Genomic DNA, 15,376 nt, shown 5'->3' with positions numbered 1-15,376 from the left:
AGTTTTGATCTTTGCCAAGATTTTGGGGGCGGCTCGTCGGCCGCACCATCTTGGAATGATTCCAGACTAGGCCGCATTCGTGATAAAAACAAATTGCCTTTCCTGTTCATTTCGATAGGATTTTCTTATGATCGGATTGACAGTTCGCCAGATGCATTATTTCGACGCGCTGGCGCAGACGCTGCATTTCGGGCGTGCGGCAAAACTCGCCGGTGTCAGCCAACCGGCACTGTCCTCGCAGATCGCGGAAATGGAACAGCGGCTGAACTGTCGGCTGTTCGAACGCGGCGGCAAGTCGGTGCGCATGACCGACGAAGCGATCGCGCTCTTGCCGCGCATCGAACGCATCCTGGCCGACATACGCGACGTCGAAACCACGGCCCGGCGCGGCCGCACGGCCATGGAGGGGCGTTTCCGGCTGGGCATCATCCCGACCGTCGCGCCCTATCTTTTGCCGCGCGCTTTGCCCGAACTGAAAAAGCATTTCCCGGCCTTGCTGCTCGAATTGCGCGAGGCGGTCACCGCCTCGCTGGTCGAAGACATCGCCTCGCGCAAGCTCGACGCCTTCATCGCGGCCCTTCCGCTCGATCATCCCGGCCTGATCACCGAGGCGCTGTTTTCCGACCGGTTCTTCCTCGCCGTGCCGGCGGGCGATCCGGCCTTCGCCTCGCCGCCAGTGCCGCCCGAAAGCCCGGCGCTGGAGCGGCTGATGCTGCTCGAGGAAGGCCATTGCCTGCGCGAACAGGCACTCGCCGTCTGCGGCAATGTGCGGCCGGTGGCGATGGCCAGCTACGGCGCCACCAGCCTGACCACGCTGTTGCAGATGGTGGCGCATGGGCTCGGCGTCACGCTCATCCCCGAAATGGCCACGGGGCCCGCCGGCACCATCCCCGACCTGAAGATCGTGCCGTTCCAGGAGCCGATGCCGCAACGCATGATCTGCCTTGCCTGGCGGCGGAATAATGCGAGGCATGGGGAGTGTGTGGAACTGGCGAAGATCATTCGCAGCCTCGGCGCGGTGGTGCTGGCCGCGTGAGAGCGAACGGACCGGGCATCACGGAACCCGGGACAGGAACTCGCGGGTTCTCGGCGATTTCGGGTTGGCGATCATCTCGCGCTCCAGATGACCTAGGAGGCCGTCGCATTATCTGCGATGGCGTGAGTCTCGTTCTGGCGTGAACGCACCAGAAAATAGAGGGCGGCGATGTGCGTGATCATCAGCAGCGGCACGTAGATGACGGGGATGGCGTAGGTGGCGCCAAACAATCCTGCATGAGCAGGAAGATCGGCCTGGATGGCTTGGTAATAATCGACGATGAGGTCGACTATCCCAATGACATTGAAGGCGACGACGAACGGCCAGAAGAGCGGACGTATCCGCACCGTGAGCAACGCCAGCATGGCCAGCACTCCAGTTGCGAAGTCGCCATAGGCGGCAAAGGTGGCGAAGCTGGCGGGCAGATCGGGGCTGACGACGCCCGGAAGGATGAAGACGAGCCCGAAAAAGCGGAAACTGTGCAGCGTGGCAATGGCGCGTTGCGCCGCGACCCCGTCCATCGAGCTCAGCCAGGGCCAGATGTACGCGCTGAAGCAAAGCAGCCACGCGACATAACCCAGAACGAGATGGGTCTGGAAAAGGATTTCCGTCGACATTGTGGTCTCCTGTCAGCTGTTGGTCGATGCGGCCTCGAACACCGCGGTCAGGATGCCGAGCCGGCCTTCCATGAGATTTCGTCCCAAATTGGCTGCAAGCTCGGCGAAGTCCGGCCCCATCACCACGCCAAGATTTGGCGAAGGCGGCGGACCCGACGCGCGCAACTGGGCGAACCAGGCCTTGGCGGCCTCAGTGTCGTCTTGCCATGCCAGCATGCGGAAGCCTGCCGGTTCGATCGTCTCCCGCGTCGCGTCGATCGTCAGCAGGAAGCTTGTCGCCGGCGTCCGCGCCCAGGGAAGCGGATAGTGCGGCTCGCCGCCGCCCAGCACGACGTCAAAGGTGGCAAACCTGCCGCCTGACTTCAGCACGCGCCGAAGCTCGCGGTAGAGCCGCGCCCGGTCGAAGATGTTCATCGCCACATGCTGAAGCAGCACGATGTCGAAACGACCGTCATCGAATGGAAGCTCCAGGGCGTTGGCGGCCTGGAACGACAATTGCTCGCTCTGTCCCGTGCGCTCGGTCAGATAGCGCGCGGCGTCCACGAAAGGCTCGCTGAGGTCCACGCCGGTAACCTGACAGCCATAGGTCGCAGCCAGGAAGCGCGCCGGCCCGCCGATACCCGAGCCGACGTCCAGGATCGACATTCCCGCTGCGATGCCCGCCAATTGGGCAAGCTCGGCGGTCGCCGCAAGCCCACGGGTGTGAAACTGGTCTAGGGTGCCCAGTTGCTGCGGGGTGAGAAGCCGATCCTCCGGGCCGAGAGCCGCCAGCACCGTCTTTAGCCGCTCAGTCAGGCCGGTCGCGCGATAATGGTCGCGCACCCCATCAAGTTCATCGGTCATGGCAAGATGCCTCCTGTCTTCAGACTCTTACCTAAGCCCGCTTCCATCGTTCGACTATCCGCTGTAATCACAACAACCCATGAAGCAGAACTACACAATCCAGCATGGGGCGCTGGAGGGCGTCGAGGTGTTCCTGGCTGTCGCCAGACGCCGCAACTTCCGCCGCGCCGCCGCCGATCTCGGCGTGACGCCTTCGGCCGTGAGCCAGGCGGTGCGCGCGCTGGAAGCGCGGCTTGGTGCGGCGCTGTTTGTCCGCACGACGCGCAGTGTCGGCCTGACCGAGGCCGGTAAGCGCTTCCTCGACCGTGCCGGCCCTGCCTTCGAGGAGATCGTCGCCGCCGGCGAGGCCGCGCGCGATGTCGGCCAGCGGCCGACCGGTCTGCTGCGCCTGTCCGTGCCGCGCGCCGTCGTGCCATTGATCCTGGAGCCGGTGATCGCGTCGTTCTGCCAGGCCTATCCCGAAGTCGAACTGGAGATCGCGGCGAGCGACGAGATGGTCGATCTGGCGACCGGCGGGTTCGATGCCGGCATCCGCCTTGGCCAGTTCATCGCCACCGACATGGTCGCGGTGCGGCTGACCCCGTCATTCTCGTTCGTCGTCGTCGGCAGCCCTGACTATCTCGAGCGCCATGGCCGCCCCGAGCGTGTCGACGACTTGCGCCACCACGCCTGCTTGCGCCTGCGCCGTTCGAACGGCGCCATCGCGCCCTGGACGTTCGTCGACGGCAACGAGGCGATCGAGGCCATGGTCTCAGGCCCGCTGATCGCGCATGACTACCCGACATTGCTCGGGGCCGCGATGCGTGGGATCGGGCTGGCGCAGATCCCTCGGCCCGTCGCCGAAGGTCCGATAGGCCAGGGAAAACTCGAGCCAGTGCTGGACACCATCGCCGCGACGGCGCCGGGCGTCTTCCTCTATCATCCCGGCAAGCGCCAGATCCTGCCGAAGCTGCGCGCCTTCATCGACCACCTCAAATCCGGGGTCTGAGATAGCGAAGGATGCCGCCTCTGGCGCTTCGCTTGCACCAAAGCTCTCATGGTATAAATATCAGAAATACATAAGTAAAAAATACTACAAGATGGACCATTCCGGTCAAGAACGTCGTTCTTTCAGTGCTGAAGCTTACATTGCATATGAAAAGCGCCAAGGCCAAAAGGACCGCATCAGCAGCCGGCAGCCCCAGGGTCAGTCCTCTCCCGGTCAGCAGGCTGGCGGCTGCGACTCCCGGTATGGTCAGGCCGATCGTGGCGCAAGCCGAACCCATCGCGACATTCAAGCCGCGCTGCAGCTCGTTGTTGAGTGAAGCGCGCACCGCCGAAATGGCCTCCGGCATCAACACCAGCCCCGCGATCATTGCCCCCACAATGCTGTCAGCCTGGGTCACCTGGTAGGCAACGAGCGTATCTTCGACGCTTGCCGCGACCTGTTCGGCGAGCATGACAATTCCGATCAGCCCGGCCATCAACAGAAGAGCGCTGGCAAAGATGCTCCCGTGAGGCGCAGCGCGCACCGAAACGTCGTGTGGTTGTCCCTGGGTAAAGTCTTCCCGGTGCCGGACGGTCTGCGCGAACACGAAGCTTGCATAGAGCAGCACTGAAAGGACGCTGACGAAACCAAGTTGGGCTGCCGAAAACGTGCCGGGATCCGTGGTCTGGGTGTAGGTCGGCAGAATAAGCGTCATGACGGTCAGCGCGATCAGAACCGCCAGATAGGCACTGGTCCCTTGCCGCAGGATGGCCTGCTTGCGATGACGCCAGCCGCCAAGCGCGAGACACATGCCGACAACGCCGGTGGATGTGATCATCACCGTCGAGAAGACGGACTCCCGTGCCAGCGTCGGGTTGTTCTCCCCATGCAGCATCATGGAAACAATGATCGACACTTCGATTGCCGTGACGGCAAACGTCAGCACCAGCGTGCCGTACGGCTCCCCTACCCGCCGAGCTACCGCCTCGGCGTGGTCGAGCACCACGAAAATGGTGACGAACATGATCGCACACGACAGCGCACCGACAAGGATCCTGGCGTTCAGCGAACCCTGGTCCACCGACAGCCCACTGGCTCTGACGGCGACAGCCATCGCTAGCGCAGCGAGGGGCATCGCGTAGGAAATCGCCGATCGTCCGAAACCAGTCATTCAAGCTCCCATATGTTTCTGCGAACCTTGCGGAAAGCCTGTGGGGAGCGCCTCAGCCAATGTCATCGCAAAGCCGGCAAGCCCATCGCCCGGCGTTCGACTCCGGCAAACGACACCGACCCGCGGCTCCTGAAGATGCAGCAAGGTCGCGCGACCTTGGCATTATTGAGCGCAACGACAAAATCGAGGCGCCCACCCCTCACGCCGTCTTCTGCACCACCAGCCCCAGTTCCTCCACCATCGCCTGACGCATCAGGAATTTCTGCGGCTTGCCGGTCACCGTCATCGGCAATTCGGTGCGGAAGCGGATGTGGCGGGGGATCTTGTAGTGGGCGATCTGGCCAGCGCAGAAATTCTTGATCTCCTGTTCGGTGGCTATCTGGTTGGGTTTGAGCACGATCCAGGCGCACAGCTCCTCGCCATACTTTTGGTCGGGAATGCCGAACACCTGCACCTCCCTGACCTTGGGATGGCGGTAGAGGAACTCCTCGACCTCCCTGGGATAGACGTTCTCGCCGCCACGGATGACCATGTCCTTGACGCGGCCGACGATGTTGCAATAGCCCTCTGCGTCGATCGTGGCGAGGTCGCCGGTGTGCATCCAGCCGTCGCTGTCGATCGCCTCGCGAGTCTTCTCCTCGTCGTCCCAATAGCCCTTCATCACGGAATAGCCGCGCGTGCAGAGTTCGCCCGGCGCGCCGACCGCAACGGTGGCGCCATCGGCATCGATGGCCTTGACCTCGACATGCGGATGGATGCGGCCGACCGTCGAGACGCGCTTTTCGAGCGGATCGTCGACGCCGCTCTGGAAGGACACCGGGCTGGTCTCGGTCATGCCGTAGGCGATGGTCACCTCCGACATATGCATCAGCGACACCACCTTCTTCATCACCTCGATCGGGCATGGCGAGCCGGCCATGATGCCGGTGCGCAGGCTGGAGAGATCGAAGCTTGGGAAATCCGCATGGTCGAGCATGCCGACGAACATGGTCGGCACGCCGTAGAGGCCGGTGCAGCGCTCCTGCGCCACGGCCTTCAGCGTCGCGCCGGGGTCGAAACCCTCGCCCGGGAAAACCATGGTCGCGCCCTTGGTGACGCAGCCCATCGTGCCCATCGACATGCCGAAGCAGTGATAGAGCGGCACCGGGATGCAGAGCCGGTCCTCGACGGTGAGCTTGATCGCCGAGGTGACGAAATTGCCGTTGTTGACGATGTTGTGGTGCGTCAGCGTCGCGCCCTTTGGTGCGCCTGTCGTGCCCGAGGTGAACTGGATGTTGATGGCATCGTTCGGTTTCAGCCCCTCGGAAATGCGGTCGAGGCTGTCATGCTCGTCGCGGCCGGCCATGGCCAGCACGTCGGCGAAATTGAACATGCCTGGCGAATTGTCCTCGCCCATGCGGATGACGATCTTCAGATCAGGCAATTTTTGCGCCTTGAGCTTGCCCGGCGTGGCCTTCGCGATTTCCGGCGCGAGCGTCTCGATCATGCCGAGATAATCGGAAGTCTTGAAGCTGACGGCGGTGACCAACGCCTTGCAGCCGACCTTGTTCAGCGCATATTCGAGCTCGGTCAGCCGGTAGGCCGGGTTGATGTTGACCAGGATCAGGCCGATGCGGGCGGTGGCGAATTGCGTCACCAGCCATTCCCAGCGGTTGGGCGACCAGATGCCGACGCGGTCGCCTTTCTCTAGGCCCAACGCCAGGAAACCGGCGGCGAGCGCATCCACCGTGTCCGACAGCTCGCTCCAGGTGAAGCGCTTGTCCTGGCCGACGAAGACGGCGGCGTCCTGCGTGGCGTATTTGCTGGCGGTGTCGGAGAAAAGTGCCGGAATGGTCTTGTCGAGCAGCGGCACCTTGCGCTCGCCCGAGACATGCGCCCTGCCATCGACGGGTGCGATAAAGACGCTGCCGGCGCGCGCGCCGCCGCGCAGATTGGTGGCGTTCTTCAGCTCGTCGAGATTAACCGGCATCGCTGTTCCCTCCAGGCCGCATCGAGTCTATCAGCCCGGCGGGGCAGTGGAAATCCTGTCGATGGTCGATCCCTCCCCTCCTCGAGGGGAGGGTGGACAGCCGCCGAAGGCGGATGGACGGGTGGGGTCCTTCAGGCAGTGCTCGACGTGGGACGACCCCACCCGCCTCGCTTCGCGAGGCACCCTCCCCCTCAAGGGGGAGGGAGGGCGCTCATCTTCGTAGCGATGTCGCGCAAGACCGTTTCATCAGCCATCGAACGCGATTTGCGCGACGCCACCAGACAGGCCTGCGACTTCAGCACCACACCGTCGCCCAGCACCTTGAGGTGGTTGGCGCGCAGGGTCGAGCCGGTGGTGGTGATGTCGACGATGACGTCGGCCAGTCCAGCCGCCGGCGCGCCTTCGGTGGCGCCTAGGCTCTCGACGATGCGATAGACCTGGATGCCGTGTTTTTGCGAAAAGAACTGCTGCGTCAGCCGCCAGTATTTGGTGGCGATGCGCAACCGCCTTCCGTGGCGTTGACGGAAATCAGCGGCGACGTCGTCGAGATCGGCCATGGTGTCGACATCGAGCCAGATTTCGGGCACGGCCACCACGACATCGGCATGGCCGAAGCCGAGACGGGCAACGATTTCGGCGCGGGCTTCCCAGTCGGCGAGGTTTTCGCGCACCAGATCCTCGCCGGTGATGCCGAGATCGACCGCGCCCTGGCCGATTTCGCCTGCAATCTCGGAAGCCGACAGGAAAGCGACCTCGACATTGTCCAGGCCTTCGACACGGGCATGATATTTGCGCTCGTCGCCGGGCAGGCTGATGGCGAGCCCGGCCTTGGCCAGCACTTCCAGCGCTTGTTCCTTGAGCCGGCCTTTCGATGGGATCGCCAGCGTGATCATGGTGCCGTCTCCCGCAACGCCTCGATGCGGTCGAGCCAGACCGAAAAACCGACACCGGGAATGGCAGTCTTCGCGCCGAGCAGCGTCAGCAGCCGGTCGTAACGGCCGCCGCCGGCCAGGGGACGCTCGCCGCCTTGCGCCGCGATTTCAAAGACCACACCGGTGTAATAATCGAGTGGACGGCCGAAGGCCGCGTCGTAGCGGATTCTTTCCGACGGCAAGCCATGCGCCTCGATCGCCTTGGCACGGGCGGCGAATTTCTCCAGCGCAGCGCCCAGCGACAGCCCGGCACCGGCGGCAAAGCTTTCCAGTGCCTCGGCCGCTCCATCGAGCGGCACGTCGATCGCCAGAAAATTCTTCAGCGCCGCGAAGGCCTCGTTCGACAGCCGCACGCTGCGCAATTCGGCTTTCTCGATCAGCCGCCGCGCAATGTCCGTGGGCGAGCGCCCGCCAGACGCCGACAGACCGGCTTCCTCCATGCCGCCGGCGATATGGGTGGAGAGACCTTCGAGATCTCCGTCGAGGACAAGCGCCGCGACCTCGCCTGAAAGCTGGCCGTTGCGCGGCGGATTGGCGAGGTCGGCGAGTGCCGCCTGCAGCATCGGCGCCGAGCCGAAGGCGCGGGCCAGCCGCATGCGCCAGCCGCGCGGCAGGCCGAGCGCCGCCAGCACCGCTTCGAAGATGCCCTGGTCGCCCAGTGTGACGGCCAGCGACCGGCCGGGCAGCACCAGCGACAGCAGCGCATGGGCGTCGGCCACGGAGCGGGCATCGGCCTCAGCGGTATCACGGTCGCCGAGATCCTCGATGCCGGCCTGGAAGAACTCGTTGCCGCCTTCGCGGCGCTGACGAAACACTTCGCCGAGATAGGAATAGCGGCGCGGTGTGCCGGCCTGCGAGCTTATGTGGTCGAGACAGACCGGAATGGTGAATTCCGGCCGCAGGCACAATGTCTGCCCGGTCTCGCTTTCGGTGAGGAAAATGCGGCGGCGCAGATCCTCGCCGGCCATGTCGAGGAACGGATCCGCCGGCTGCAATATGGCGACCTCGACCGCGTGCGTGTTGCGCGCCGCGAAGAGGTCTGTGATGTCGGTTGCGATTGCGGGGAAGCGGGAAGTCATATGCTGCGCCCTTCCCTTCTCCCCTTGTGGGAGAAGGTGGATCGGCGCGCAGCGCCGAGACGGATGAGGGGTGGGTGACGGAATGCGGCGTTGGCGTTCCCTGGAGCACCCCTCATCCGACCTCGCTTCGCGAGGCCACCGCCCTGGGGCGCGCCACGGGTCTCGCCCCGTCCTACGGACCCCACAAGGGGAGAAGGACAAGAGAGGGCAGCGCTCGTCACTTCGCGCGTTCCTCGGCCTGCGCCGCCAGGATCTTCTTCACCTCGGCGACCAATTCACTTTCCGCCACCGTGACCTGCGCTGGGCGCGCGGCGCGCCATTCGGCGTTGTCGGTGATTTCGGCGGACATGCGCGCGCCTTCGATCAGGTCCTTGATCTGCAGCTCGCCCTTGGCGCGCTCGTCGCCGCCCTGGATGATGGCGACCGGGCAACCACGCCGGTCGGCATACTTTAGCTGCGCCTTCATGCCGGCGCCGCCGAGATACATTTCGGAACGAATGCCGGCGGCGCGCAATTCGCTCACCATCTTCTGGTAGCGGCCGAGGCTTTCCGAATCCTTGTCCATGACCAGGACGACGACCGGCGCGATCACATCGGCGCTGTCGAGCTTGCCGAGGTTCTTCAGCGCCGTCATCAGCCGCGACACGCCGATCGAAAAGCCGGTCGCCGGCACCGGCTCGCCGCGGAAGCGCGAGACCAGACCATCGTAGCGGCCACCGCCGCCGACCGAGCCGAAGCGCACGATCTGGCCGTCCTCGTTGGGGATTTCGGCCAGAAGTTCGGCCTCGAAGACCGGGCCGGTGTAATATTCGAGGCCGCGCACCACCGAGCGGTCCATGGCGATGCGGTCTTCGCCATATCCCGCCGCCCTGACCAGGGCTTCGATGGTCGCGAGTTCGCCGACGCCCTCCTGATAGGTCGAGTTCGAATTGACCATGGAATCCTGGCCGGCCTGAGCATTTCTCGCGGTTGCCTGAAGAACCGCCTCGGCTTGCCCGTTGTTCAGCCCGGCGCCCTTGGCGAAATCACCCTCGCCTTCCTTGCCGCCATCCCAGCGCCCCGGGCCGAGCAGAAGCTTCACCCCTTCCGGCCCGAGCTTGTCCAGCTTGTCGATCGCGCGCAGCACGGTCAGCCGGCGTCCGGCATTCTCGTCACCGCCAAGGCCGATCGCCTCCAGCACACCGTCGAGCACCTTGCGGTTGTTGACGCGGATGACATAGTCGCCGCGCTTGATGCCGAGCGCTTCCATGACGTCGGCCATCATCATCGCCATTTCGGCGTCGGCGGCGACGCCCGGCGTGCCGATCGTGTCCGCGTCGAACTGCATGAATTGGCGGAAGCGGCCGGGGCCGGGCTTCTCGTTGCGGAACACCCAGCCGGAGCGGTAGCTGCGGTAGGGCTTTGGCAGACGCTCATAATTCTCGGCGACGAAACGCGCCGTCGGCGCGGTCAAATCATAGCGCAGCGACAGCCACTGGTCGTCATCGTCCTGGAAGGAGAACACGCCTTCATTCGGCCGGTCCTGGTCAGGCAGGAATTTTCCCAGCGCATCCGTGTATTCGATCAGCGGCTGGTCGGCGGGTTCGAAACCATAAAGCTCATAGACCGAGCGGATCGTCGCCATCATCTTCTCGACGGCGCGGATGTCCTCGGCGCTGCGGTCGGCAAAACCGCGCGGCAGCCGCGCTTTCGTCTTTTCCGATTTGTCGGCCATGAGATGGGTCTTTTTTGCTAAGTAAAGGGTGACTTATTTCCGAGTGCGCGTGTCCTAGCCGAAGCTACCGAGAGCGGCAAGGGTTAGCGCCTCTCCCTTCTCCCCTTGCGGGAGAAGGTGGCCTCGCGAAGCGAGGTCGGATGAGGGGTGTTCCAGCTTGGCAAGGACGGCGATCCGTCACGCACCCCTCATCCGTCTCGGCGCTGCGCGCCGATCCACCTTCTCCCACAAGGGGAGAAGGAAAGGCGATTGAAACGAAAACGCGCCGAAAATGAAACAATCCCGCCATCAGCACTGCATCGTGCCGACACAATCTCAGCCGATACAGCGCAGGACATGAAGGGGTTCGGGACATGACCAGCGCAGTGAAATTCCAGGCCAATCGCGATGCCGGCGAATTGCCGGCGCGCCTGCGCCCGGCCGGCACCCATACGCCGAAAATGGTTGGGCAGGCTGCCGGACCGTTCGACGTGCCGGCTGACACCGGCAAGGGGCCTTCCCTGCGCGACGCGTTGGTGACCGGCCTGCTGGTGATCTATCCGACGGTGGCGACAGTGGTGGCGATCGTTGCCGGACTGTTCTTGGCCAGCGTCAACGGCACCTGAACGCTACGCCGGCCGCTTGAAAGCCTTGCGTTCCTTCTCGACCTGCTTGCGGCAGACGCAGCCTTCGAGATGGTCGTTGACCAGGCCCATGGCCTGCATGAAGGCGTAGACCGTGGTCGGACCGACAAAACTCCAGCCGCGCTTCTTCAGTTCCTTCGAGATCCGCACCGAGACCGCTGTCGTCGGGTTGGCACGCAGATGGGCGAGGTCAACAATTTTGGGCCGCTCCTCCTTGCAGGGTTCGAACTTCCAGAACCAGGCGGCCAGCGAGCCGAACTCGTCGACCATCTCGCGGGCGCGTTTGGCGTTGTTGATGGTCGAGACGATCTTGCCGCGATGGCGGATGATGCCGGCATTGCCGAGCAGGCGCTCGACATCCTTGTCGGTGAAGGCCGCGACCTTGTCGAAGTCGAAACCGGCGAAGGCTTCGCGGAAATTCTCGCGCTTGCGCAGGATGGTCAGCCAAGACAGGCCCGATTGGAAGCCTTCGAGGCAGATCTTTTCGAACAGCCTGCGGTCGTCGGCCACCGGCCGGCCCCATTCATGATCATGGTAGTGCAGGTAGTCGGGCAGGTTGCCGTGCCAGAAGCAGCGCGCGACACCGTCGGGACCGGCAAGCAAGCCGGTGTTTTCATTGCTCATTGCGAAAAATCCATCCGTTAACGCGCCTTTGCGCTGCATTTACTGTGGCTTTACCAGATTCCTGAACCCGGCGGTAACCACACCAAAAGGTTTACTGACAAAGCCGCATTTTACGCATTCCGATTCATGTTTCGGTTGCTGCTTGCGCGCCAAAGATCGCTCAACCGGGGCGCGTTTCCACCCGGTTGTATCAAGACGATCAAGGTGCGTTCCCGATGAAGAGAGTTTTGTTTTCCGTGCTCGGCGCCGTGGCTGTGTTTGCCGGCGTGACGCCTGCGGCCGCTGGCGACCGTTATGCCGACAGGCCTCCGGTGATGGTGAGCCCCGATCTTTCCGCCCCCTGGGTGCTGCAACTTGGCAATGCACCCGGCATCGTGCGGCAGAACCGCCAGGTCGTGCAGCAGCCGCGCCTGCGTTATGCGCAACCGGCACAGCCCGACCGCGTGCAGACGGCGGCCGTGCAGGCGCCGGCCAAGCGCATGGTCATGCGTCCGCAGATCAACCCGATCTACCTGCCACAGGAAGTCGCCTATGACGGCCCGCAGAAGCCGGGCACGATCGTCATCGACACCACGCAGAATTTCCTCTTCCTGGTCGAGAAGAACGGCAAGGCACGACGCTACGGCGTCGGCACCGGCAAGCCGGGCTTCGAGTGGTCGGGCACGCACAAGATCACCAACAAGCGCGAGTGGCCGGACTGGCGCCCGCCGGCGGAGATGATCAAGCGCGAAGCCGCCAAGGGCCGCTATCTGCCGACCTATCTGGCCGGCGGCATGGAAAACCCGCTTGGCGCCCGCGCGCTCTATCTCGGCACGACCGAATACCGCATCCACGGCACCAACCAGCCATGGACGATCGGCGGCGCCGTGTCGTCGGGCTGCATCCGCATGCGCAACGAGGACGTGGTCGACCTCTATGAACGGGTCAATGTCGGAACCACGGTCGAGGTGATATAGTCGTTTTTGCGAATCACCCGATCGGGAAACACTCGGTTTCCTGAAGTCGGAAGGAATAACGGGGGACGAGCCGTATGGGGATACGGTCGGTCAGGAAGGGCAGCACGGGAAACCGCGCTGCCCTTTCTTTGACCGGCGTCCGGTGCCTGCGACACGTCCCCGCGTCGTTGCGTCGCGCAGAAGGCATGACGGTTCGCTTTCATGCTGCCATTTTCGATGGTCTTTTGCTATGTCGGCGCCAACGCAAGAAAAGAGTCCCACCCATGTCCCTGTCCGACGACAGCCGCTACCTCAAGGGCGGCCCGGTTGCCCAGCGCATCATCGCCGCCGTGCGCGAGGATGCGGCGATTGCCAAAGCCGAAGGTTTTCCGCCGAAGCTGATCTCGATCACCGTCGGCGATACCGATGCGGTCGACGTCTATGTACGCAACCAGCGTGCCAAGGCTCAGCTCGCCGGCATCGATTTCGAGGAGCGGCGCTTTCCCGCCACCATCACGTCGGGTGAACTGGAAGCAGCCATCCACGGGCTGAACGCCGATCCGCGCGTCACCGGCATCATCATCCAGCGGCCGGTGCCGGCCCATATTTCGGTCAGGACGCTGCAGGCGGCGGTGCATCCGCTCAAGGATGTCGAAGGCATGCATCCGGCCTCGATCGGCAACATCGTCTACAACCAGCTTGATCTGGCGCCCTGCACGGCGGCGGCCTCGGTCGAGCTGCTCAAGGAAACCGGCCTCGACCTCAAGGGGCTGGAAGTGGTCATCGTCGGCCATTCGGAAATCGTCGGCAAGCCAATCGCCTTTCTGCTGATGAGCGAAGGCGCAACGGTGACGGTCTGCCATCACATGACGCGCTCGGTCGCAGCGCACGCACGCCGCGCCGATGCGCTGTTCGTCGCCGTCGGCAAGCCGCGGTTGATCAAGGCCGACATGGTCAAGCCAGGTGCTGCCGTCATCGACATCGGCATCAATTCCGAGATCGGACTGGACGGGGCGAGCCGCATCGTCGGCGACGTCGACACCGAAAGCGTGCGTGAGGTCGCCTCCTGGATCACCCCGGTGCCGGGCGGCGTCGGCCCGATCACGGTGGCGATCCTGCTGCGCAACACGATGGTGGCACTCAGCCGCCAGCGCGCGCTCTACGAGGCGACCTACGGCACGGCGGACAGGCTCGCGGCGGAATGAGCGACGACGTCTAGCCGCCTTAATGCACGGCGATAAGCTTTTGACGGCCTGAAGCGACGCTGTGGTCGCCGTTGCGGTGCTTTTCCACGCGCCTCGTCAGGCGCCGGAATTGCTCCGTCGTGATGGCAGGCGGGGGTTTGCAGGTTGCGGTCGACGGGTTCGTTTCGGGGCGTCTGCGCCCCATCGTTATGTCGCGAGTTGGGGGATGCGATCGAGGACGATGCGCAGGATGCGCTGGTCGGGGCACGATGTCGGCAGGTGCAGGCGGATTTGCGATTTCATCTCGACCACCCGCGCAGCGATTTTGATGAGGCGCAATCGCAGCGTGTCGAATTGGGCGACGGCAAAGCTCGAGCGCCTCGGCATCGCGGCCCGCAAGCCCCACATCAACCAGTAAGCACCGGCATGCAGGAATAGCCGGAACTGGTTGGCCGTCGCTCTGGTGCAGGATGTGCGGTCGGCGGCAAGATGCGTCTTCCACGACTTGATGTGGTTCTCGGCCGCGCCGCGCCGGCAGTAGACATCCTCGTAGAGCGCCTTGGCCTTCCCACCGGCAAGGTTGGTGACGACGAAGCGGGTATCGGCACCTTGGGCGCCGACCTCGACCCGCGCGATGATGCGCTCGACGCGGCTCCAACTAGCGGCGCCGTCAACGAACTCCTTGAACCTGCGGACCTTGCCTGTCTTGGCCGACGCTTCGAAGCGCGCCGTCGTGCTGGCCTCCAGATCCGCGACATGCTTGCGCAGGGTCGTGGTGGGCGCGAGGCCAAAGATGAAGTCGACGTCGTTGGCGCGGCACCAGTCGATGACCTGCGGGCTGCAATAATGGCTATCGCCGCGGAGCAGGATTCGAATGTTCGGCCAGTTGATCCGGATCGCCCGCACCAGACGGCGCAGGTGGGGGCGGATCTCAGCCCCACTCGGCCGCTTGGCCGGTCGCAGGATCGCGCTGACGAACCGTCCCGCCCCATCGAACACTACGATCGGCTGGAAGCCGTATTCGTCATGGTGGGCATTGAACAGGCGAAGCTGTTGGCCTCCGTGCACAGCGTCGAAGGTGTCGTCAATGTCGAGTACGATCCGCTTCGGCACCTGCCGGAACGAGGCGCAATAGAGATCGACCATCGCCCGCCCCATCGCAACCAGCTCCCGCACGCCGGGCAGGTTCTCCAGCCGGCACAGCGTCGATTGCGACGCCAGATCCCGACCCGACGGCAGCGCATCCTGGGCCATCTTGAAGACCGGATCGCGGCGCAGCCGGTTGGCGTCGTTGCCGTCCTCGTAGCCGGCGGCAATCATCTTCATGCGAAAGCCGATCATGTCCGCCAGGCTGTGGACGACCTGGTCCGGGCAGCGCGGATCGTCGATGCAACGCGCCAGACGCTCGGCCACCCGCAACCGCTTTTCCACCTCGGCCAAAGCCAGAACGCCGCTGTTGGACGACAGCATGCCGCCGTCGAAACGGGCGACGACGGACTTGCCGCCGACTGATGACAAACCGCTCAGCGGCAGCGTAAGATCGTTCATGGTGGGTGTGGTCTCCGGGAAATGGTTCGGATCGGCTTAAGCAACCAAATCCTAAGTCATTTCAACGGCTTGCGCCACATCCACCAACCCTCATGAATTTTTCAGGCTAGATCCCTCCCCTTCGGCCAAAATAA

At 63.9% G+C, this 15,376-nt stretch carries 14 protein-coding genes; 5 read left to right on the top strand and 9 right to left on the bottom strand.

The annotated features are described in order from the left end of the window. Window positions 1-127: 127 nt before the first annotated feature. Window positions 128-1,036, top strand: coding sequence for a hydrogen peroxide-inducible genes activator (locus HB778_RS21140; protein WP_183456680.1), 909 nt, complete (start codon window positions 128-130; stop codon window positions 1,034-1,036). 92 nt (window positions 1,037-1,128) lie between these two features. Here the strand turns inward: HB778_RS21140 and HB778_RS21135 are convergent, their stop codons facing one another. Beyond that, a complete protein-coding gene (locus HB778_RS21135) occupies window positions 1,129-1,653 on the bottom strand; it encodes a hypothetical protein (protein ID WP_183456677.1) in 525 nt (174 codons plus the stop codon). A gap of 12 nt (window positions 1,654-1,665) precedes the next feature. After that, a complete protein-coding gene (locus HB778_RS21130; protein ID WP_183456675.1) occupies window positions 1,666-2,496 on the bottom strand; it encodes a class I SAM-dependent methyltransferase in 831 nt (276 codons plus the stop codon). 79 nt (window positions 2,497-2,575) lie between these two features. On the opposite strand from HB778_RS21130, the gene HB778_RS21125 reads away from it, so the two are divergent. Further along, window positions 2,576-3,484, top strand: a complete 909-nt coding sequence (locus HB778_RS21125) for a LysR family transcriptional regulator (protein WP_183456673.1) — start codon at window positions 2,576-2,578, stop codon at window positions 3,482-3,484. Between the two features lie 46 nt (window positions 3,485-3,530). On the opposite strand, the gene HB778_RS21120 is transcribed toward HB778_RS21125, so the two are convergent. The 5 genes from HB778_RS21120 to hisS all read right to left on the bottom strand — a co-directional run bounded on the left by HB778_RS21120 (window position 3,531) and on the right by hisS (window position 10,328). Then, entirely contained in the window at window positions 3,531-4,634 is a 1,104-nt protein-coding gene (locus HB778_RS21120; RefSeq protein ID WP_183456671.1) for a calcium:proton antiporter, read from the bottom strand. A 199-nt stretch (window positions 4,635-4,833) separates the two neighbouring features. Next, window positions 4,834-6,603, bottom strand: a complete 1,770-nt coding sequence (locus tag HB778_RS21115) for an AMP-binding protein (RefSeq protein WP_183456669.1) — start codon at window positions 6,601-6,603, stop codon at window positions 4,834-4,836. 191 nt (window positions 6,604-6,794) lie between these two features. Further along, window positions 6,795-7,496, bottom strand: coding sequence for an ATP phosphoribosyltransferase (hisG, locus tag HB778_RS21110; RefSeq protein WP_183456666.1), 702 nt, complete (start codon window positions 7,494-7,496; stop codon window positions 6,795-6,797). After that, window positions 7,493-8,614: an ATP phosphoribosyltransferase regulatory subunit gene (locus HB778_RS21105; protein ID WP_183456664.1), complete on the bottom strand. Its 1,122-nt coding sequence runs from the start codon at window positions 8,612-8,614 to the stop codon at window positions 7,493-7,495. Before HB778_RS21105 ends, hisG begins: the two co-directional genes overlap by 4 nt. Window positions 8,615-8,831: 217 nt before the next feature. Next, window positions 8,832-10,328 carry a histidine--tRNA ligase gene (hisS, locus tag HB778_RS21100; protein ID WP_183456662.1) on the bottom strand — a complete coding sequence of 499 codons (1,497 nt, stop codon included), beginning with the start codon at window positions 10,326-10,328 and terminating at the stop codon, window positions 8,832-8,834. Window positions 10,329-10,681: 353 nt separating this feature from the next. On the opposite strand from hisS, the gene HB778_RS21095 reads away from it, so the two are divergent. After that, complete coding sequence (locus HB778_RS21095; protein ID WP_183456660.1) at window positions 10,682-10,933, top strand: hypothetical protein; 252 nt, start codon at window positions 10,682-10,684, stop codon at window positions 10,931-10,933. Window positions 10,934-10,936: 3 nt separating this feature from the next. On the opposite strand, the gene HB778_RS21090 is transcribed toward HB778_RS21095, so the two are convergent. Continuing rightward, window positions 10,937-11,575, bottom strand: a complete 639-nt coding sequence (locus tag HB778_RS21090) for a DNA-3-methyladenine glycosylase I (protein WP_183456658.1) — start codon at window positions 11,573-11,575, stop codon at window positions 10,937-10,939. 215 nt (window positions 11,576-11,790) lie between these two features. On the opposite strand from HB778_RS21090, the gene HB778_RS21085 reads away from it, so the two are divergent. Then, window positions 11,791-12,531: a L,D-transpeptidase gene (locus HB778_RS21085; protein ID WP_183456656.1), complete on the top strand. Its 741-nt coding sequence runs from the start codon at window positions 11,791-11,793 to the stop codon at window positions 12,529-12,531. Between the two features lie 263 nt (window positions 12,532-12,794). Further along, window positions 12,795-13,715 (top strand): bifunctional 5,10-methylenetetrahydrofolate dehydrogenase/5,10-methenyltetrahydrofolate cyclohydrolase, encoded by a 921-nt coding sequence (locus tag HB778_RS21080; RefSeq protein ID WP_183456654.1) that lies wholly within the window; start codon window positions 12,795-12,797, stop codon window positions 13,713-13,715. 186 nt (window positions 13,716-13,901) lie between these two features. On the opposite strand, the gene HB778_RS21075 is transcribed toward HB778_RS21080, so the two are convergent. Continuing rightward, window positions 13,902-15,242 (bottom strand): IS1380 family transposase, encoded by a 1,341-nt coding sequence (locus HB778_RS21075; protein ID WP_183456652.1) that lies wholly within the window; start codon window positions 15,240-15,242, stop codon window positions 13,902-13,904. Window positions 15,243-15,376 lie beyond the last annotated feature (134 nt).

The organism is Mesorhizobium huakuii, assembly GCF_014189455.1.
Lineage (GTDB): Bacteria > Pseudomonadota > Alphaproteobacteria > Rhizobiales > Rhizobiaceae > Mesorhizobium > Mesorhizobium huakuii_A.
This window is presented reverse-complemented; position numbering and strand designations above follow the sequence as displayed.